The following is an 18,884-nucleotide window of genomic DNA, read 5'->3' as shown; positions in this document are numbered from 1 at the left end:
GAATCGCTTTTTCGCAGGTCAGAATGGATTCTTTGGAAATATGACGTATCTCTCCCCCGGGAAGGACTAAAGTCCTCACCCCGAACGGAGCCAGAGGGAAGGCCTGCGAAAAGGAGCACACACGGGGATACACGAAACACCTTTCTGGCTGGCAGGCCTTCTTCCGGGAGGCACCCCCGGTGCTGCAGGTGCCTGACGTGCCAACCCCACTGTCACATAAACCCCACCAGTGATCATAGGACGCGTACAGGCACCAACACGGAGGATCGTAACCGCTGCTCAGGATGCATGACAACGCATCACCGCTTTTCGGTCATTCCACTTAACCATTCGGGCAGTGTCATAACCTGAGAAAAAAACCGTTCCAAGACAGCAAGAAGCCCGATGTCCCAGAGGACATCGGGCAGGTGTGCGGCGACGCCGCTGTCAGGCTCCGTGCTGTGCGCGGACCTCGGCGAGGTACTGCATGGCCAGGTCCGGATCGAGCAGCCACTTGGCGTAGTCCGGCGGGTAATCCCACCCCTGGATCCAGCGGTTCCCGATCTCGGGGAAGGTGTTGGCTCCTTCGATGAGCTCGTAGAAGTACGGCGGAAGGTCACCGGTCTCCCACATCGTGGAGTTCATCTCCGACCAGAGCTGGTTGTGCAGGCCGAACTCCCAGAAGCGGTCGAACGTGTTGACCAGGAACTCCTCGTCGAACTCGCGGTCGCCGTGCTCCATGATGCACTCCAGGTACGTCTTGGCACAGCGGGTGGAGTTGTTCCAGCTCTGGCACACGTACGGATCCATCGTGACGACGACGTCCGCCATGCCGAGGACATGCCCGCCGGACGGAAGCACACCCACGGGGTTTCGGACCTGGGGTGTCAGGTCCTCGACCAGGGTGCTGTTCCCACCGTTGATCAGGACCGCGTCCTTGGCGCGCTCGAAGTACTCCGGAGCATAGTTACGGAGGAGGTCCTTCATCCGCCGCAACTGCTCCTCGGGGCCGGGCCGGTCAGGCCACGCGTCCATGGGGCCACCCCGCTGGTCCACCATCATCAACGTGTGGCAGGGGCCGTCCTGTGTAAGGATCGGCATGAAGTTGATGTTGCCCGCCTGGGCCGCCGACGCGGCCCAGCCGATGTTCTCCTCAGCGTGCTCGTCCGGCCAGACGTCGTACACGTACGCCTGCGCGATCGAACGCGGCCTGGCCCCGCTGAACCTGCTCTCGTCGTAGTCGAAGAGCTGGCCGAGCTCACCGTGTCCGACGGCCACGACGATCAGGTCGAACATGCGCGAGAAGTAGTCGAGGTCCGTGACGGTGACACCGTGGATGACGACCTTGCCACCGCGGTCCTCGAAGTACTCCAGCCAGTCGGCCATCTTCACGCGCCGGTCGACCGAGACCATGTAGTCGTTGCCCTCGCCTGTCCTGCCCTTGAAGGACAAGGGCGGCCGGTCCTTCGTCGGGTACAGGTGCACCTTCTCCTCCCTGATCTGCGGCGCCAGGGCGCTCCAGAGATCAAGGTCGTGGTGCCGTTCGTAGTTCAACGCCGTCGGAAGCGTGAACTGTGAGATCGAGGGCTTGCCCGTTCGGATCTCCATCGAGGACTGCCCCGTGATCACCGTGACGTCGTAGCCATGGGTCAGGAGCCCGTGAGCCAGGTGCAGGCCGGCGTGACCCGCGCCGACGATAAGGATCTTGCGCATTGTCGCTAACTTTCCTGGGGAATCTGCGGGGCGATGGGGAGGACTGGGGCTCCCCGTCCGTCAGGCGACGGGCTCGCTGGTGCGGTTGTGCTCCAACGCGTACCTGAGCAGCGTCTTGAGCACCTCACCTCCGGACAGCCGGTTCCGGGCGTCGAAGTCGATGATCGGTACCTCCGGACTGACCTCCAGTGCCTCGCGAACCTGCTCGGAGGTGTAGTCGAGGTGACCCTCGAACTTGTTGAGCGCCACGATGTAGGGAATGCGTTTGTTCGTCTCGAAGTAGTCGACGGCGTCGAAGGAGTCCGCGAGCCTCCGGCAGTCGACGACCACCACGGCACCCACGGCGCCCCGGACGAGATCGTCCCACATGAACCAGAAACGCGCCTGGCCCGGTGTGCCGAACATGTACATGACCAGCTCTTCGTCGATGGTGATGCGACCGAAGTCCATCGCGACGGTGGTGGTCGTCTTGTCGGGTGTGATCGAGTTGTCGTCGTGACCGATGCTGGCCTCGGTCATGATCGCCTCGGTGGTGACAGGCGGAATCTCCGATACCGAGTGCACCAAGGTCGTCTTGCCGGCGCCGAAGCCACCGGCGATGACGATCTTGCTCGACATCTTCTTGCGATTCGACCGCTTGTCACTGGAAAAGTCGTTCGAGACCACGAAGAGCCCTCTCCAGAACCTGGTTTTCCGATGGACTGCTGCCGGTGATGGTCGGGTGAATGTACACCAGGTCCTGTTCAGCCAGGTCACTGACCAGGACCTGGGTGACGCCCAGGGGGATGTTCAGCTCGGCCGACACCTCGGCCAACGACCGGGTCTCCCGGCACAGCTTGTAGATATTGATCGACTCCGGCATGAGGGTGCCGGGGGGATCCTGCCCGGGCTCGGATGTCGAGACCAGGGTCTGCACCATCAGCGGATGCCGTGACCGTGTCCGCCCACCAGTGAAGGTGAACGGGCGAACACGGTTACTCCTTCGCCTGCGGAAGCTCATAGCCGAGGCAACCTCATTCCTCCCGAACGGTTACGTTCACCGTCGTCAGTTCTGGATGACCTCGCGCAGCTGCGATCGCAGCTGCGGCGTGAGCACATGGGCGACGTTCTCGACGAGCTTGGTCATCTGGAAGCCGACGATCTTGAGTTCGGTGCCGGGGGCCGTGAGGACCGCCATGCAGGAGCCGTCGCTGATCGCCATGATGAACAGGTGCCCGTGGTTGAAGCGGACGAGGAGCTGCTCGCACTCACCCCTCTGGAAGAGGCTGGCACCGCCGACGGCCAGACTGTGCAGGCCGCTGGCGATGGCCGCGAGCTGTTCGGCGTGCTCCTCGGGGAAGTCACTGGAGTGGGTCAGGACGAGGCCGTCGGAGGAGACCACGACGGCGTGCTCGACACCGCGCACGTCCCGGACGAACCGGTCGATGAGCCAGGAGAAGTTCTCAACACTGTCGTTCACGGATTCAGTCATCGCTGTGCCTTACCTGCCTGGGCCGGGTGTGGTGTTCGCTGAGGTCGGGGATGCGGAGCGCACCGGGAGGCGCGCCCCCGGAGGGGGTCGGGAGGTCCGTCACTTCTTGTCGTTCCCCGACTCGTCGGGGCCCTCGAGTGCCTCGCGCTCCCCGTCGAAGAAGTCGCCGAGCTCGTCTCGGATCTGCTTGGCTCTGGCCTCGCCGCTCAGTTTGGGCGGGGTGTCGTCGCGGGTCTTGGGCTTGTTGTCCGAGCCCTGCCCGCCGGGGCGCGGCATCATCCGCAGGGGGGAACCGTGCGGGGTGGCGCTGCGCCGGGGCAGCCCCGCGGAGGTGACCGCGGAGGCGTCGCCCACGGGCGGCTTGGCCGATCCGTTGACGGAGGGGCGCGGAGCCTTGGGGGCCGTCGGAGCCGCCGGAGCCGGGGTGGCCGGGGTGGCCGGGGTGGCCGGGGCACTCGCCGGAACGGTCGATGTGCGGGCCTGTCCGGGGGTCCGCGGAGTGGCCACGCGCAGCAGCTCCTTGGGGATGATCGTGTAGGCGTTCACCCCTCGGAAGGAGCGTGACTCGAGCCTGGTCTCCAGTCCGTGCCTCCTGGCGATCCGGCTGGCGACGTAGAGGCCCATGTGGCGGGGTACCTCGTCGTCCAGGACCGGCTCTCCGCCCAGGCGCTTGTTGAGCTCGACGAGCTGGGCCTCGGGAATGCCCACGCCCTCGTCCTCGACGACGACCATGAGCCGTCCGTCGTCCATCTCCTGGGCGCTGATCACGACCTGGGAGTGCTCGGGCGAGTTGGCGGTGGCGTTGTCCAGGAGTTCGGCGAGCAGGTGGCTGATGTCGTCGGCCGCCATACCGGTGATGGAGGTCTGGGGGATCTTGCCCATCCGGACCCTGGGATAGTCCTTGATCTCGGAGGTGGCGGCGCGGGCCACGTCGAGCAGCGGGACGATCTCGTCGTGGGCGTCGGACTCGCCGCCGTCATGTCCTGTGAGCACCAGGAAGTTTTCCCCGTTGCGCCGCATACGGGTCGCGAAGTTGTCGATCTGGAAGAGCTTGTCGAGCAGATCGGGGTCCTGGGAGTCGGTCTCCAGGTCCTCGACCATCTCCAGCAGGGCGTCCACGAGCGACAGGTCGCGCATGGCCAGGCCGGCGAGGGCCTCGTTCAGGAGGTTGTGCCCTCCGTTGGAGAGCGCCGCCTGGAGTTCCTCCCTCTTCTTCTCCGTCGCTCCGGAGGGCGCCGCCTCGGCCGCGGGCTCCTCGGCGGCGGGTTCGGGAGCGGCGGGCTCCTCCTCCGGCTCGGGCCGGGGATCGGCGGCCTTCTCCAGTTCCCGCTTCTTCTCGGTGTCGGCCCCGTCCGGCTCGGCCCGGGTCAGGGCCCGGTCCTCGCGTGCGTCCTCCGACTCGGTTCCGGTCGTCTCGGCGTGCTCGGCGAACAGCATGCTGGCCGACTCGGCGCTGACCACCTTCGGCGGCTGTCCGGCGGTGAGCACGATGACGTGCTGGACGGGCTGGCCGTAGTGGCCGTAGGGGTTGTGCTGGCCCGGGTAGAAGACCGGCTGCCCCTGGAAGACGTACCCCGGGGGCTGGAAGGGCGCGGGATAGGCGCTCTGGTAGCTGACCAGGGGCTGGGGCGGGTACGGCATCGGGTAGGAGGCGGGGTGGCCCTGCGGGTAGGGGGCCTGCTGGGGGTAGGGAGCGGGCTGGCCCTGCGGGTAGGGGGCGTAGCCGCCGTACTGCGGCGGAGCGGGCGCGTAGCCCTGCGTAGGGGGCGCCTGCTGGGGGTGGTGCTGCTCCTGCCAGCGCTGCTCGTGGGGGTTGCCGTACTGTGCGCCCGGAGCCTGCTGGTAGGGGCCTCCGTACGCCGCGTAGGGGTCGTGGCCCGTCTGGCCGGCGCCCGGCTGCGAGGCGGCGTACCCGTGCTGTCCCTGGACCTGCGGGGGCGCGGGAGCGGCGGGCCGCTCTCCGGGCGCCTGGTAGGGCTGCTGGGGCGCGGGCTCCTGCCCGCCCCACGCGGCCGCCCGCGGAGGCTGCTGGTACGTCTCTCCTCCTTGGGGTGCTCCACCCTGGGGCTGCTGGGAGTCGTGCCGCTGGAACGCGGTCGGCGCCTCCGTGCCCTGGGGCGGCTGGCCCTGGGGCTGCTGCGGCCCCTGCTGCGGCTGCTGCGGCTCCTGAGGCTGCTGGCCCTGCGACTGCTGCGGTCCTTGGGGCTGCTGCGGTCCCTGAGCCTGGTTGTGGGCCTGGGACTGCTGACCCTGGTCCTGCTGGGGCTGCGCGGGCTCCGGGGCGGGAGCCGTGAACGGCTGTGTGTGCGCCGCGGGGGCCTCAGGCCGCTCCGCGCGCTCCGGCTGGGAAGGAGTGTCAGTCATGGCGTCCGTGGTGGCGGGGATGTGCGGAGGGCGTGGTTCGGGCTCGTCGAGGCCAACGCCGCGCCACTGGCCGACCGGGGTGGCTCCGGTGTCGACGTCGTCGACGTTCACCCGCCGGGTGGTGGTGTAGGGGTTGGGAACGCTCACCCTCGTGGAAGGGCGGTACCCGTTCTCGGCGGAGCCGGAGAAGGGGCCGGTGGCGGGCGGGACGGGGTCTCCGCCGCGTTCCGTGGTGCTGGCCTCGGAAGCGTCCCCGGCCGTGTGCTGGCCGCCTTCCCGGTCCGATTTACGGCCGGGGTCCTGAGAGTGCGGATGCACGGGATGATGCACGGGATTTCCTTGCTCGGTCTCCGGGGAGAGGTGTTCCTGGGCTCTGATCATGCGGGAGATGGCCCGGCGGAACCTGCCCTCTCGTCTGGCTCCTTGCCCGTCCTCCGCCGATGGCCTCGGCCCGTCCCCGTGAGGGCGGGGAGCGGAGCTGTCTCGCGGCGACGGCGCCTCTGCCACAATCTCGTCTCCTCGTATGCGGGTGGGCGGATCGGCGGTGGTCCCGCACCACCGCCCTGACCTGGGATGTGGCCGTCTCGGGGACCGCGGCGGGGCCCGTGGCAGCCGGGAGCCCCGTACGCCGGGGGAACGCCTTCACGGGGACTGTGCGCCCCCGCTCGGGCGGGGATCCAGACGGACATGCCACCCCATCCGGTGACAAGCATCCTCGTCCCGCACAATTCCTGTACTTCCACCGAGAACCGTCGTTCGGTTCGTCAGACTAACAAAGGACGGCGGACTTGGCAGACGAATCGGGGAAGCACCGCCAAAGCATCTGGGACATCCCCCCTGACGTGCGGGAACACCCTGTGGGGACACCTCACCTGCGGCTGCTTTTGTGAGTTTTATGGAGTCATGTCTGTTTACGGTCCGGTGTCAGCAACTTGTACCGTCGGCGCTACAGATCGAACCCGGCCTGCCCGGCACGTGCGTTGACCAGCGCGGACATGTTTCCCGGCGGCTGCGCGTCGTCCCGGATCAGCTGGTGCGCGTCCCGATCTCGTCGAATTCCACGATTCTTGTCACACACGGGTCGAGCTGTCCGCCCTCGACGAGGTCGATCACCATCCGGCACTGCGCCGGGGAGGCGAAGTGCGACCCCTGGAGGCGCTTGGGGCGCATCCACAGGAACCACAGGTCCACGCCGGCGCGGAAACCCGAGGCCGCTCCGCAGATGACCGCCGTCCCCGCGCTGTCGCACAGGTAGAGCGAGGTGGGCAGGGTGTCGGCGCCGGTGTGCTCGAAGACGGTCCGGGGCGCGCGCCGCTCCCCCGGCTCCTCCCGGAAGCGCTTGCCGAAGGCCCGCACCCCGCGTGACCAGGCCGCGTAGGCCTGCGCGTCCTGCTCGTCGGGGGACACGGCCCCAGTGGTCGAAGTCGGTGCGCAGGATCACGCCGACCGCGCCCAGCTCACGGCACACCCTCGCCTTGGCCTCGGTGGAGACCACCGCGATCGGCCTGCCGCCCACCTGGCGGGCCAGTCGGATGGCCGCGCTGCCCAGTCCCCCGGCGCCGCCCCAGATCAGCACGGGGTCGCCCGGACGGACCACGTTGGGCTCCCAGCCGAGGAGCTGGCGGTAGGGGGTGGCCGCGCTCACCGGGAAGCCGCCCGCCACGTCCCAGGGCAGGCTCTCGGACTTGGGGTGGCACTGGAGGTCCCGCACGAGGGTGAACTGGCCGAAGGAGCCGAAGTCGTTCTCGTAGCCCCACACCCGCATGCTCCGCGAGGCGATGGGGTCGCGGCCCGTCCGGATGTCTCGGCGCCCTCGTCCCACTGGCCGGGGGCGATGACGACGTGGTCGCCGACCGCCACGCCGCGCACGCCCTCCCCCACCGCCCAGACCACGCCGGAGCCGCCGATGTGGTAGTCCTCCTCGGCCCCCGCCTTCTCTCGCATGGCGATGACGTCGACCGGGTGGCCCTGGGCCGCCCAGACGTCGTTGTAGTCGATGCCCGCGGCCATCGTGCAGACGAGGACGTGCCCGGGCCGGACCCCGGGCACCGGAACGACCTCGCGGGCGAAGGCCTCACGGGGATCGCCGTAGCGCTCCCGCCGGAGGGTGAAGGCGTGCATGCGTGCGGACACGTGGCCCGGCGGGGCACCTCGCCGAGGTCGTACAGGTCCTTGCGCACGTGCGGTTCCTTTCGGGGAAAGGCCCGGGAGGCACTGCGCGGGGCGGCGACGTGCGGAGCGGGGGCCACGGCCCTCCCGCCGGTTCCTTTCCGACCTGCTTCCCCGCCTCTCCCGGCCCGTCCCGAGAAAAGCCCCGGACTGGGAATCCAGCATTCCCGTCCTTCCCAGACCGAGCTCGGACACATCGAAAGACCACCGGGCCCGTGGAAAGCACAGCGTTTCCGCACCACCGGGGAACAGAGGCGAAAGTCCCGGAAGAAGGATTTTCCGCCGAAACGTGCGGTACTCACCACCGCCCGTGCGATGTGGCAGAGAAGTATCTTCCCATCCTCCATACCGGCATAAACGATTATTGTTCCGAAGAAGCACGCACGAGCACGGGGGCGGGACCGCGCGGTCCCGCCCCCGTGCCCTCCGGCGGCCCGGGCCCCGGGCCGCCGCCGTCCTACTGCTCGACCGGTCCCAGGCCGCCCTGGATCAGTGCCAGCATGATGTGGTTGTCCATGTAGATCTGGTTCTGGTCGGCGGGGTGCTCCTCGGGGAAGGACTCCACCCGGACACCCTCCAGGGCCGGCGCCAGGTACTCGTACGTCCAGATCGGGATGCGCGGCAGCAGTTCGTTGAAGACGATCGCCATCGTCTTCAGGGCCTTCCTCTGCTCCTCCTCGTTCCCCGCCGTCTTGGCGGTCTCGACGAGCTCGGCCAGGTCCACCTCGCCCTGGCTGGGGCTCTCCACCTTGAGGTCGAAGGACTGGCCCGGGGCGTCCTCGGTACCCGCGTTCTCCACGAGGTAGTTCATCTGGAAGGCGCCCCAGTACTGGGGGATCTCCGGATTGCCCCAGTGGCGCACGGCCACCTCGAAGTCACCCGCGGACCAGATGCCCCAGGGGTTGTCCGCGGGGACGTTGCGCGCGGTCGTCTTGATGCCGAAGGCGTTCCACGCCTCCTCCACCTGGACGGCCGTCAGCTCGAAGTCGCCCCAGCCCGCGACACCGATGATCTCGAAGCCGGCCGCCTCGCCCTCCGCGGTGTGCCAGACCCCGTCCTCCTTGGTCCAGCCCGCGTCCTCCAGCAGTTCGGCGGCCCGGTCCAGGTCATGGCCGTAGGCCTCGAAGCCCGCGAGCTCATCGGCGCTGAAGACCTGCTCGGTCTGGAGGTCGACCATCCCGGAGTAGTACTTCACCGGGGAGTAGGCCTCGCCCCGCGCCACCCGGCCGATCTGGTCGCCGTCGAGCAGGTGCGCGAGCGCCTTGCGCACCCGCACGTCCTTCAGCTCGGGCTTGGCCTCGTAGTTGAACATCAGGCCGCAGCCGTCGTAGCCCGGGTGCTCGATCCACCGGAAGCCCTCGACGCCCTTGAACGCCTGCTGGTCGGCGGCGGAGGTGGCCAGGGTCGAGTAGTCGATCTCGCCCTGCTGGATCAGCAGGGAGGCCTGGCGGTTGTCGCCCTTGTGCACGACCACCTCGTCGAAGTTCACCTTCGAACCCTGGTAGCCGGTCTCCTCGCGTACCAGGGTGATCTGCGCGTCGGACATCTGTGCCTGGTCGAACGTGTACGGGCCGCTGGTGATGATGGTGTCGGGGTTGAACTCGATGAACTCGGCGTTGAACTCGGCGTGCTCGTCGTCGCCCTGGCGGACGCCGTCGGCCACCATGGCGATCGCGCGCGCCCCGAAGTCCCCGTAGGTGGACTTGGAGAAGACGCGGTGCTTGACGACCTGGAGCTCGATCCCGGGGAACGGGTTGTCGAAGCGCGCGCGGACGCTGAGGTCGTCCAACTGCTCCAGCTCGGTGACCTGCGGGAAGCCCACCGACCAGCTGGGCGCCTCCAGGACCCGGATGGCGTAGTTCTGGTGCAGGTCCTCGGCCGTCAGGTCGGTGCCGTCGCTCCACTTCAGGCCCGGGCGCAGGGTCACGATGAGGTCGTCGCCCTCCCAGGCGCTCTTCTCCAGGAGCAGGTAGTCCCACTCGTGGGTCTGCCAGTTGTAGAACGCGCCGGAGGGCAGGAAGAGGTCGGCGTACACCGAGTTCATCAGCAGCGCGCCGTCCTCCACGGCGACGTTGCGCGTCTGGGCGGTCAGGTCGAAGTCGAAGACGCCCGTGAACCGCGCGGCGCCGCCCGAGCCGGTGTCGCCACCCGCGCAGGAGGTCAGCACGCCGGCGCCGGCGGCGCCCGCCGCGCCGAAGCCGATCGTTCGGAGCAGGCGCCTGCGGCTCATGTCCGGAATCAGGGGGTGGGGGGTGGTGGGGGTCATGGACTCTTCCTTTCGAGTACGACGGCGAGCAGACCGAGGGAGAGCACGACCAGGCCGATCACGACGGTGAGGGCGCTGATGACGAACTCGGCTGTGCCGGGGGGAGTGAGAACGGTCGTGAGGGCACTGGTCAGGGTGAGGAAGGCTCCGACGAGGAGTCCGAAACGGCCGACGACGAGAAGCACGGCCTCACCCCCTGTTGACGACGTGGCAGGCCAGAAGCCGGTCGTGGCCGGGTACCAGCGGCGGCCGGACGGTGTCGCAGTCGCCCTGCTCGTAGAGGGGGCAGCGCGGGTGGAAGTCGCATCCCGGCGGCAGGTCCGTCAGGTCGGGGATGTCGGCGCCGCGCAGCCTGATCCGCTCCCGGTTCCGTGCCAGGTCGGGGTCCGGCTCGCAGACGGCGTCGATGAGCGCCTCCGTGTAGGGGTGGCGGGGATCGTTGATCACGCGCGAGGTGGGACCGTGCTCGACGACCCTGCCCAGGTACATGACGGCGATCTCGCCCTCCCAGGCGAAGTACTTGGCCACGGCCAGGTCGTGCGTGATGAAAAGGAAGCCGACGCCGAGCTCGTCCCGCAGCCTGCCGAGGGTGTTGAGCAGGCTGACCCGGATGGACACGTCCAGCATCGAGGTGGACTCGTCGGCGATGATCACCTCGGGGTTCATCGCCAGGGCGCGGGCCACGGCCACGCGCTGGCGCTGGCCGCCGGACATCTGGTGCGGGTACTTGTCGAGGTGTTCCTCGGCCGGGGTGAGGTCGACCCTCTCCAGGAGTTCGGCGGCGGCCCGGCGGGCTTCGCGGCGGTCCTTGACCAGTCCGTGGCGGCGCAGTCCCGCCGAGACGGTCGAGTAGACGGTGCGCACGGGGTTGAGCGAGGCGTAGGGGTCCTGGTGGATGTACTGGACCGAGCGGCGGAAGCGGCCCTTCTCGCGTCGGTCCATCGCGGCGACGTCCCTGCCCCGGAAGAACACGGAGCCGTGGACGGGGTCGGCCAGTCCGGCGGCCATGCGGGCGCTGGTGGTCTTGCCGCAGCCGGACTCCCCCACCAGGCACAGCACCTTCCCCGGGCGCACGTCCAGGTCGACCCCGGCGACCGCGGGGACGTCGCCGCGCGGGGTGGAGAACACCTGGTGCACGCCCCGGAGGCTGAGCACCGCGTCCCCGGCGCCCGTTCCGGGGGCGTGCGCGTGTCCGGGCCGCGGGGAGGCTGGGACGGTCCGGTCAATCACGGGTGACCCCCTCGGAGAAGAGTTCGTGGGAACGCAGGCAGGCGGCGGCGTGGCTCATCCCCTCGGGACGGCTCCTGAGCACGTCGAGCGTGGGACGGGTGGACTCGCACCGGTCGACGGCGCGCGCGCAGCGCGGCGCGAAGGAGCATCCGGGCGGCAGCGCCCCGACGCTGGGCGGTCCGCCGGGCAGCGACTCGGGGACCCGGAGGTCGCCGGTGACCGGGGGCACCGAGTTGATCAGCGCCGAGGTGTAGGGGTGCCGGGCGCGGTGGAAGATGTCGCGGGTGGTGCCGGTCTCGATCATCCGGCCCGCGTACATGGTGCCGACGCGGTCGGCGAGCTCGGCGGCCAGGCCCAGGTCGTGGGTGATGAAGACCATCGCGAAGCGCAGCTCCTCGCGCAGTTCCGCGAGGCGTTCGACGATGGAGCGCTGGGTGAGGATGTCCAGTGCGGTGGTGGGCTCGTCCAGGATGAGCAGCTGCGGTTCCAGGGCGAGGGCCAGGGCGATGAGGGTGCGCTGGCGCATGCCGCCGGAGAGCTCGTGGGGGAAGCCGTCCAGGACCCGGGCGGGGTCGAGCCGGACCATCCGCAGCAGTTCGGCGGAGCGTTCGAGGATCCGCGCGCGGGAGCGGCGGCCCCCCTCGTGGGCGCGGAAGGTGTCGAGGAAGTGGTCGCGCACCCGCAGTACGGGGTTGAAGGCGTTCATGGCGCCCTGGAAGACCATGGCGGCCTCGTTCCAGCGGAAGCGGCGCAGGTCCTCGCGGGCGAGGGTGCGCACGTCGACGAGGCGGCCGTCCTTGCGGCGGAAGAGGACCTCCCCGGCGGAGACGACACCGGTGCGCGGGAGCAGCCGGAGCAGGCCGAGGCCGAGGGTGGTCTTGCCGCAGCCGGACTCCCCCACCAGGGCCATGGACTGGCCGGGGTAGAGGTCGAAGGAGACGTCCCGGACCGCGGTGACCTGTTTCCTGCGGCCGGTGCGGTAGCCGACGTCGACGCCGCGGACGGAGAGCAGCGGCCCCTCGGCGGTCGGGGCGGCGGTGGGGTCGGTCACGTGGCTCACCTGTCCCGGAGTCGTGGGTTGAGGGCCTGTTCCAGGGACCGGGTCATGGTGACCAGCCCGATCTGGAAGAGCATGATCATCACCATCGGGGCGATGAGGAAGGGAGCGGCCTGGGGCAGCAGGAACGCGTTGTTGTTCCAGGCCTGCTGGATCATCAGTCCCCAGTTGTCGGCGGTGCTGGGCAGCAGGCCGAGCAGGTACATGCCGACCACCGCGTAGATCGCGTTGGTGACGGCGATGATGAAGTTGACGAAGATGTAGCCCGCCATGTTGGGCAGCACCTCGACGAAGAGGATGCGCGCGGTGCCCAGGTCCTGGAGCCGGGCGGCCTCGACGAACTCGCGTTCCTTGAGCGTGAGCACCTGGGCGCGGATGGAGCGCATGAGGTAGGGCCAGGTGACCAGGCCGATGATGAACGAGACCACCAGCGGCGACGCGGTGCGGTAGAACGACGCGATGACCAGCATCAGCACGATGAACGGGATGGTCATCGTGATGTCGGTGAGCTGGAGCAGGAGGTGGTCGACGCGTCCGCGCACGTACCCGGCGACACCGCCGAGGACGACGGCGGTGGCCACGGTGATCAGGGCGGCGACGACGCCGACCCAGATGGGTTCGCGTCCGCCCAGTACGAGCTGGACGAAGGTGTCCTTGCCCTCGTGGTTGGTGCCGAGCCAGTGCTCGGAGGTGATCGGGCCCCAGATCGCGGTGACGTCGGTGGGGTTGCGGGTGTCGATGAGCAGCGGCCCGACGAAGGAGAAGGCCAGGACGCCGAGGACCAGGCAGAGGCCGAGGAACCCGCTGGTGCTGCGGGTGACGCCCTGCCAGACGGCGCCCCAGACCCCGGGGGCGGAGGTGGTGTTGACGACGGCCATGCGGGGGCTCCTACGTGCGGATACGCGGGTCGAGGCGGCTGTAGAGCAGGTCGGCGGCGAGGTTGGCGACCACCACGCACGAGGTGATGATGATGAGCAGTCCCTGGAGGAGCGCGTAGTCGCGGTAGTTGACGGCGTCCAGGAGCAGGCCGCCGACGCCCTTGTAGACCAGGACCTGCTCGACGAAGATCGCGCCGCCGACGAGGGTGCCGAAGGAGATGGCGATCTGGGCGACCAGGGGCAGGACCGCGTTGCGCCCGACGTAGGAGGCGGCGATGCGGTGGTCGCGCAGCCCGCGGGCGCGCGCGACGGTCACGTAGTCCTCGCTGAGCACCTCGGTGGTGGAGGCCTTCATGATGAGCATCCAGGTGCCGATGATGGCGAGCACGTAGGTGAGGATCGGCAGGGCCGCGTGGTAGAGGGCGTCGCCGACGAACTCCGGGGTGAGGCCGGGCTGGACGCCGGGGCTGATGGTGCCGCGCAGGTCGATGGGGTTGAACCACCCCAGGTACATGCCGCCGCCGAAGACCAGGGCCATCGCGATGAGGTAGTTGGGGACGGCGCCCAGGACCGAGGCGACGACGCTGAGCACGTGGTCCAGGAAGCGGTTGCGCCGGTAGGCCATCACCATGCCGAGGGCCAGGCCGAGGACGATGGCGATGACCGTGCCGACACCGATGCTGAACAGGGTCCAGGGCAGGTAGGCCCCGATGGCGTCCATGACGCTCTGGCCGGGCCGGGTGATGGTCGTGCCCATGTCGAGGGTGACCAGGCCGATGAGGAAGTCCCACCACTGCTGGTACAGGGGTGCGTCGGGGTCGTAGGCCAGCGAGTTCATCGCGACGGCGCGGGCCTCCTCCATCGACATGCCGCCCTGCGTGAGGCGTCCTGCCATCACGTCGATCGGGTCGCCCGGCATGGCGCGGCCGAGGAAGAAGGTCACGTTGGCGACGACGAACACCACGACGACGGCCTTTCGGGCCTTGACGAGCGCGTGGTGGCGCCAGATCCGGAGCGGCAGGGGTGCGGGCTGCGGTGACGGTGGGGGTGAGGGCGGCGGGGAGACCGCGATTTCGGTGGCCACGGGGCTCCTTCGGGAGGTACGTCTGGGGGAACCACGTTTCTATTAGGAAAGTTTCCTAATAGAAGAGCACGGTAGCCCGTTCCGTGTGGCCCACGCCACCCCCGTGACCAAACGGCATCCTGCGCGCGACAGGATCGGCATCCCGAAAAGAACAGAAGCCGATAAACCACCACATAAAGGCGTTCAGGAATTGGCCGCATCCGGCCACTTCCGCACACACATGACTTTTGTTGGTGTTGTGGCTATTCAGGCGATTCGTACGGTTGCGTCTCCGATGTACACGACCCCGTTCCCCCGAACGGGCCGAGAACGCGGAGGCGACCCACGTGCGCACAGCACGCGTGATCCCCATGGCCTCGGGTGTCCTCGTGACAGCCCTGGCCGCATCCCTCGCGGCGGCTTCCCCGGCCGCCGCCGACCCCCCGGACTCCCCCGCCGACGACTCCGCCCTCGCCGAGTTCCACGAACAGGAACTCGCATGGGCGCCCTGTACGGAGGAGGTGCTCCAGGGCCTGGAGTGCGCCGGCGTCGAGGTCCCGCTCGACTACTCCGATCCCGACGGTGAGCGCGTCACCGTGGCCATCAGCCGGGCGAGGGCGAGCGCCCCCGACCGGCGGCGCGGCATCCTGCTCACCAACCCCGGAGGGCCGGGCGGCCCCGGCCGCGTCCTCGGCGGCTACTACGAGGGGACCCGGGTGGGCGAGGTGTACGACGTCATCGGCATGGACCCGCGCGGCACCGGCGCCTCCTCTCCCCGGATGGACTGCGGGAACGATCCCGTGCCGGTCTACCCGCGCCCGACCAACGCCGAGATCTCCGAGGCGACGCGGGAGGCGATCCGTTACCAGCGCGAGTGCCAGCGGGCCCAGGGCGGTCTGCGCCCGCACATGACCACGGCCAACACCGCCCGGGACATGGACGTCGTCCGGGCCGCTCTGGACGAGGAGAAGACCAACTACCTGGGCTACTCCTACGGCACCTACCTGGGCGCGGTGTACGGAAGCCTGTTCCCCGAGCGCCTGGACCGCAGCGTCCTGGACTCGCCGGTGCACCCCGACGGCGTCTGGCGGGAGATGTTCCTGACGCAGGCCCCGGCCTACAGTGCGAACATGGACCGGTACACCGCGTGGGCGGCGCGGCACGACGGCGCCCTCGGGTTCGGCTCGACGCAGGAGGAGGTCTACGCGACCTTCGAGGCGACCTCCGCACGACTGCGGGAGGAACCGCGCGAGGACATCCCCGGCCTGGTCTACGACAGCCACGCCTTCGACTTCGAGGTCGGCCAGATCTCCCGGTACCAGCAGTTCTGGGACCTGAACTCGGACTACCTCGGCTACCTCGTCCGCGGCGAGCCCCTCCCAACGGCGCTCGCGTCCGAGTTCGAGGCCCTCGCCGAGGAGGACGAAGAGGAGGACGTCACCCTCATGAACGTGGACCTACAGACGGCCGTCCTGTGCGAGGCCGAGTGGCCGGGACGGATCAGCAGGTACCACGCGGACGCGCGCGAGTACCGGGAGGAGCACCCGTACGGGGTCGGCGCCTACTGGTCCGTTCCCCATCCGTGCACCTTCAACACACTCGACCGGCCCGAGCCCCCGGTGGAACTGGAACGCGACGGCTACCCCGAGCCGCTGCTCATCGCCGGTGAGTTCGACGCCAACACCCCCTACGAGGCCGGGGTGGCCATGGCCAAGAGGTTGGAGAGCCCGCTGATCACCGTCGCGGGCGACGGCGGACACGGGTTCTACCTGCCCGGCGGGCTGGAATGCGTGGCCGATCCGGTGGAGGCCTACCTGGTCGACGGCGTGGTCCCCGATGACCTCACCTGTCAGGGCCTGCCCCCGGCGGAGATGGGCACACAGCCGGAACCGGAGCCGGACACCGAGCACCTGGCGCCCATGAGGGAGGAGCCCGTCCTGGGCGGCCCGGTGGTCTGAACCCCGTGAACGACGGCGGCCCGCACCACCGGGAACCGGGCGGTGCGGGCCGCCACCCGTCGGAGGGGAGTCTAGAGACCGGAGCCGGCCAGCGTGCCGGTGGTCTGGCCGGCGGGGTCGAAGACCAGGCAGAGGACCTCGCGGTCGCCGAGCTCGGTCCAGCCCTGCTCCGTGGGGAACCAAGGGGTGAAGTCGAGGCTGGAGGTCTCGTAGGAGGTGCCGACGAAGCCCTCGAACGCGGCGTGGCACACCTCGCCGGCCATCTCGGAGACCCGGTCGAAGCCGGGGTAGGCGCCGGGCTCCTGGAGGTCCTCCGAGTGGTAGACCTCCTGGTCGTGCGGCTCCGAGCAGTCGATCTTGGGCGCCTCCGAGAACTCGCCCTCGGCGGTGATCTCGTTGACGCAGTCGCCGACGTAGAACGAGAAGACGTCGGTGTCCTCGGGGCCGGCGGGCTCGCTGGGCTCGGTCTCCACGGGCTCGGCGGTCTCGGTCGGCGCCTCGGTGTTCACGGGCTCCGGCTGCTCGACCGGGTCCCCGCCGTTGGTGAAGGCGGGGGGCAGCAGGGGCAGGCCACAGGCCGTGGCCGCCAGAGTGGCGCCCGCGGCGAGGGTCCCGAGGATGACACGGCCGATCAGCGGTCGGCGCTTTCCGGACAGCATGGGGACTCCACAGGATCGTTGAGGTACTCGGGCCGACGCGGGGGCAAGGTCGGCGACACTTGTTCCAGATGCCCGGGACGCGGGGAAGGTTTCATCCCGGGCTCGGACGAATCAGATTTTCTTGTGCACTCCGGGCGCGACGTGCCGCGTATCACCGCAGGTGTGGGCACGGGAGAGCAGGGGACGAAGGCGGAGCAGGGCCTTTCGCCGGGTCGGACGGCCCGCGGTCAGCGGTTCGCGCCCTCGAGGGTTCCGGTGACCGGCTCGCCGCTCCCGCCGGGCTCGACGGTGGTGACGTAGCAGAGGATCTCGCGGTCGTTCAGCTGGTCCCAGGTCTGCTGGGTCGGGGCGAGGTAGGCGGCGTAGAGCTCCGACTCGTCGTAGGAGACGCCGACGAAGCTCGTGAAGTTGTCGCCGTAGCAGATCTCCTCCGCCTCGGTGGAGACCGTGCCGTCGCCCGGGAACTCCTCCCCCGTCATCTCGTGGGAGAAGAAGAACTCGGAGTCGTGCTCCTGGGCGCAGTCGACCAGCGGGATGTCACTGACCTCCTCGCCCCCGAGCGCGGCGTTCATCTCGGATTCGCTGAAGCAGTCGCCGACGTTGAGATCCATCACGTTGCCGACGCCGAGAGCGGAGATGAGGGCGCCGCAGCCGCTGAGGGAGAACGCGGCGCCGGCGGCGAGCACCGAAACGCCGACGGTACGCAGGACGGGGGAAACAGAAGACATGGGGATACTCCGAAACTCATGCACGGGGATTACCACCTGACAGGAGTGGCAGAAAGGTAACAATTCACCATCCGGGGGTTTATGTCAATCTCATTCTTGGAACACGAATGCGACCATGTGGTCACCCATCGTGTCGTGGCCCGCACGGGCCACGCCCCCGCGGCGCGAGACAGCCCACCACACGGCGACGACACTTTTCCGCACCACCACACATCTGCCCGCCGAAGGACACGGAGAGTGGCGGCGAGGTACGCACGGAGCAATGGCCCCTCCCTTTCACAAAGGGAACGGAGCGTCCTCGCGAAAATGCGGCGGGTAACAGGTGAGACGAAAGGACTCGGAGGAATCTCCGGTGAAATCCTCGGGACAGCACGAAGGCCCCGGTCGGAACCGACCGGGGCCTTCGCCTCGTGTGCGTCATCAGGGACTCGAACCCCGGACCCGCTGATTAAGAGTCAGCTGCTCTGACCAACTGAGCTAATGACGCCTGTTGTTCACCGCCTGGCTGCTCGCCCGCGGCAACGTTGTTCACTCTACCCGAACCACGGGGCCCCTGACGCCGCGAGGCGCCCGATGTGGGGCACGCCACCAGGGCGTCCTCGCACCTTCGGAGGCCGGGCGGGACGGACGCGAAAAGACAGAAAGGCTCCGGGAGAGGATGTGACCTCTCCCGGAGCCTCATGCTGTGCGCCATCAGGGACTCGAACCCCGGACCCGCTGATTAAGAGTCAGCTGCTCTGACCAACTGAGCTAATGGCGCCCGCCGTTCACCGGTGCCGGCCCCGTGGGCCGCACCCTGGCGACGTCGTTAACTCTAGCAGGACCACGGGGTGGTCGCGAACCGCTTTCGGGGCGGCCGGTACCGACTCCGTGCCGGGCGCCCTCCGCCGCTGGGACTAGGCGAAGGCCAGGACCAGAGCGATGATCACGGCGATGACCAGAACCACACCGACGGCCGCGAGCAGGATCGGCAGGATCGGGCGGCGCGCGGGCTCCTCGGGCTCCGGGTTCTCGTCGACGAAGCGGCGGAAGTGCTGGGTGTTGCCCGCCGGGTCCATGTTGGAATCGTTGTTCTGTGTCATGGGATTGACACTAGCGACTCCTGTGGGTGATGAGCACCCCCGTATGCAGATCCGACCGATTTCATGACCTCGGGGTGATGATGCGCGACCTGGACGGAACGCCGCCTCCCCGCCCACGGACATGTCGACGCTTCCCACCCAGGTGAAAGCCGAACGTAAGGTCCCTGGCCGACACTCGTGTCGGGAGGGCGGGATACGGCCGGTACTTCCCCGCGGCCGTGTCGGCCCTTCCCGGGCCCGGCACGCGGCACGGCGGCCATCCGGGCC

Annotated in this window: 18 protein-coding genes and 2 tRNA genes; 2 read left to right on the top strand and 18 right to left on the bottom strand. The window is 68.9% G+C overall.

All coding sequences use genetic code 11. From position 1 onward, the window contains the following. Positions 1–426 precede the first annotated feature (426 nt). The 6 genes from NOSIN_RS02500 to NOSIN_RS27590 form a co-directional block, all read right to left on the bottom strand. Positions 427–1,692, bottom strand: a complete 1,266-nt coding sequence (locus NOSIN_RS02500; RefSeq protein WP_077689179.1) for a styrene monooxygenase/indole monooxygenase family protein — start codon at positions 1,690–1,692, stop codon at positions 427–429. A gap of 60 nt (positions 1,693–1,752) precedes the next feature. After that, positions 1,753–2,310: a GTP-binding protein gene (locus NOSIN_RS02495; protein ID WP_077689178.1), complete on the bottom strand. Its 558-nt coding sequence runs from the start codon at positions 2,308–2,310 to the stop codon at positions 1,753–1,755. A gap of 22 nt (positions 2,311–2,332) precedes the next feature. Continuing rightward, complete coding sequence (locus NOSIN_RS02490) at positions 2,333–2,692, bottom strand: DUF742 domain-containing protein (RefSeq protein WP_077689177.1); 360 nt, start codon at positions 2,690–2,692, stop codon at positions 2,333–2,335. 45 nt (positions 2,693–2,737) lie between these two features. After that, entirely contained in the window at positions 2,738–3,163 is a 426-nt protein-coding gene (locus tag NOSIN_RS02485) for a roadblock/LC7 domain-containing protein (protein WP_073702711.1), read from the bottom strand. Positions 3,164–3,262: 99 nt separating this feature from the next. Next, the gene (locus tag NOSIN_RS02480) at positions 3,263–5,857 is read right to left on the bottom strand and encodes an ATP-binding protein (RefSeq protein WP_236743283.1); all 2,595 of its coding nucleotides are present in this window, start codon (positions 5,855–5,857) and stop codon (positions 3,263–3,265) included. Positions 5,858–6,553: 696 nt separating this feature from the next. Beyond that, positions 6,554–6,934, bottom strand: a complete 381-nt coding sequence (locus tag NOSIN_RS27590; protein ID WP_236743282.1) for an MDR/zinc-dependent alcohol dehydrogenase-like family protein — start codon at positions 6,932–6,934, stop codon at positions 6,554–6,556. A gap of 20 nt (positions 6,935–6,954) precedes the next feature. On the opposite strand from NOSIN_RS27590, the gene NOSIN_RS27585 reads away from it, so the two are divergent. Continuing rightward, positions 6,955–7,155: a hypothetical protein gene (locus NOSIN_RS27585; RefSeq protein WP_227014639.1), complete on the top strand. Its 201-nt coding sequence runs from the start codon at positions 6,955–6,957 to the stop codon at positions 7,153–7,155. Between the two features lie 13 nt (positions 7,156–7,168). Here NOSIN_RS27585 and NOSIN_RS27580 read toward each other — a convergent pair whose 3' ends face one another. The 7 genes from NOSIN_RS27580 to NOSIN_RS02445 form a co-directional block, all read right to left on the bottom strand. Further along, positions 7,169–7,660: an alcohol dehydrogenase catalytic domain-containing protein gene (locus NOSIN_RS27580; protein WP_236743281.1), complete on the bottom strand. Its 492-nt coding sequence runs from the start codon at positions 7,658–7,660 to the stop codon at positions 7,169–7,171. A 493-nt stretch (positions 7,661–8,153) separates the two neighbouring features. After that, positions 8,154–9,962 (bottom strand): ABC transporter substrate-binding protein, encoded by a 1,809-nt coding sequence (locus NOSIN_RS02470; protein WP_077689175.1) that lies wholly within the window; start codon positions 9,960–9,962, stop codon positions 8,154–8,156. Next, a complete protein-coding gene (locus NOSIN_RS02465) occupies positions 9,959–10,147 on the bottom strand; it encodes a hypothetical protein (RefSeq protein WP_077689174.1) in 189 nt (62 codons plus the stop codon). The genes NOSIN_RS02470 and NOSIN_RS02465 overlap by 4 nt, the downstream gene beginning before the upstream one ends. Positions 10,148–10,151: 4 nt before the next feature. After that, positions 10,152–11,192, bottom strand: a complete 1,041-nt coding sequence (locus NOSIN_RS02460) for an ABC transporter ATP-binding protein (RefSeq protein WP_375539655.1) — start codon at positions 11,190–11,192, stop codon at positions 10,152–10,154. Further along, positions 11,185–12,243, bottom strand: a complete 1,059-nt coding sequence (locus tag NOSIN_RS02455; RefSeq protein ID WP_077693360.1) for an ABC transporter ATP-binding protein — start codon at positions 12,241–12,243, stop codon at positions 11,185–11,187. The genes NOSIN_RS02460 and NOSIN_RS02455 overlap by 8 nt, the downstream gene beginning before the upstream one ends. A 5-nt stretch (positions 12,244–12,248) precedes the next feature. Further along, positions 12,249–13,127 (bottom strand): ABC transporter permease, encoded by an 879-nt coding sequence (locus tag NOSIN_RS02450; RefSeq protein WP_077689172.1) that lies wholly within the window; start codon positions 13,125–13,127, stop codon positions 12,249–12,251. Between the two features lie 10 nt (positions 13,128–13,137). Then, entirely contained in the window at positions 13,138–14,211 is a 1,074-nt protein-coding gene (locus NOSIN_RS02445) for an ABC transporter permease (RefSeq protein WP_143832834.1), read from the bottom strand. 326 nt (positions 14,212–14,537) lie between these two features. Here NOSIN_RS02445 and NOSIN_RS02440 point away from each other — a divergent pair, with 326 nt between their 5' ends. Then, positions 14,538–16,148: an alpha/beta hydrolase gene (locus NOSIN_RS02440; RefSeq protein ID WP_077689171.1), complete on the top strand. Its 1,611-nt coding sequence runs from the start codon at positions 14,538–14,540 to the stop codon at positions 16,146–16,148. A gap of 71 nt (positions 16,149–16,219) precedes the next feature. Here the strand turns inward: NOSIN_RS02440 and NOSIN_RS02435 are convergent, their stop codons facing one another. From NOSIN_RS02435 to NOSIN_RS02415, 5 genes are all read right to left on the bottom strand, one after another. Then, entirely contained in the window at positions 16,220–16,807 is a 588-nt protein-coding gene (locus NOSIN_RS02435; RefSeq protein WP_077689170.1) for a septum formation family protein, read from the bottom strand. A 227-nt stretch (positions 16,808–17,034) separates the two neighbouring features. Then, entirely contained in the window at positions 17,035–17,535 is a 501-nt protein-coding gene (locus tag NOSIN_RS02430; protein ID WP_077689169.1) for a septum formation family protein, read from the bottom strand. A gap of 413 nt (positions 17,536–17,948) precedes the next feature. Further along, positions 17,949–18,022: transfer RNA gene (locus NOSIN_RS02425), tRNA-Lys, on the bottom strand. A 199-nt stretch (positions 18,023–18,221) separates the two neighbouring features. Beyond that, positions 18,222–18,295 (bottom strand) — tRNA-Lys (locus tag NOSIN_RS02420). Between the two features lie 136 nt (positions 18,296–18,431). After that, a complete protein-coding gene (locus NOSIN_RS02415) occupies positions 18,432–18,617 on the bottom strand; it encodes a hypothetical protein (protein ID WP_077689168.1) in 186 nt (61 codons plus the stop codon). Positions 18,618–18,884: the final 267 nt, after the last annotated feature.

The organism is Nocardiopsis sinuspersici (genome assembly GCF_001998325.1).
Lineage (GTDB): Bacteria > Actinomycetota > Actinomycetes > Streptosporangiales > Streptosporangiaceae > Nocardiopsis > Nocardiopsis sinuspersici.
Note: the sequence above shows the minus strand (reverse complement) of the source record. Positions and strands in the feature narration are given on the sequence as shown.

Excerpts from the sequence above, each read along its gene's own strand:
- NOSIN_RS02500 (WP_077689179.1), bottom strand. The coding sequence starts at position 1,692 with ATGCGCAAGATCCTTATCGTCGGCGCGGGTCACGCCGGCCTGCACCTG.
- NOSIN_RS02495 (WP_077689178.1), bottom strand. The coding sequence starts at position 2,310 with ATGTCGAGCAAGATCGTCATCGCCGGTGGCTTCGGCGCCGGCAAGACG.
- NOSIN_RS02490 (WP_077689177.1), bottom strand. The coding sequence starts at position 2,692 with ATGAGCTTCCGCAGGCGAAGGAGTAACCGTGTTCGCCCGTTCACCTTC.
- NOSIN_RS02485 (WP_073702711.1), bottom strand. The coding sequence starts at position 3,163 with ATGACTGAATCCGTGAACGACAGTGTTGAGAACTTCTCCTGGCTCATC.
- NOSIN_RS02470 (WP_077689175.1), bottom strand. The coding sequence starts at position 9,962 with ATGACCCCCACCACCCCCCACCCCCTGATTCCGGACATGAGCCGCAGG.
- NOSIN_RS02450 (WP_077689172.1), bottom strand. The coding sequence starts at position 13,127 with ATGGCCGTCGTCAACACCACCTCCGCCCCCGGGGTCTGGGGCGCCGTC.
- NOSIN_RS02435 (WP_077689170.1), bottom strand. The coding sequence starts at position 16,807 with ATGCTGTCCGGAAAGCGCCGACCGCTGATCGGCCGTGTCATCCTCGGG.
- NOSIN_RS02430 (WP_077689169.1), bottom strand. The coding sequence starts at position 17,535 with ATGTCTTCTGTTTCCCCCGTCCTGCGTACCGTCGGCGTTTCGGTGCTC.
- NOSIN_RS02415 (WP_077689168.1), bottom strand. The coding sequence starts at position 18,617 with ATGACACAGAACAACGATTCCAACATGGACCCGGCGGGCAACACCCAG.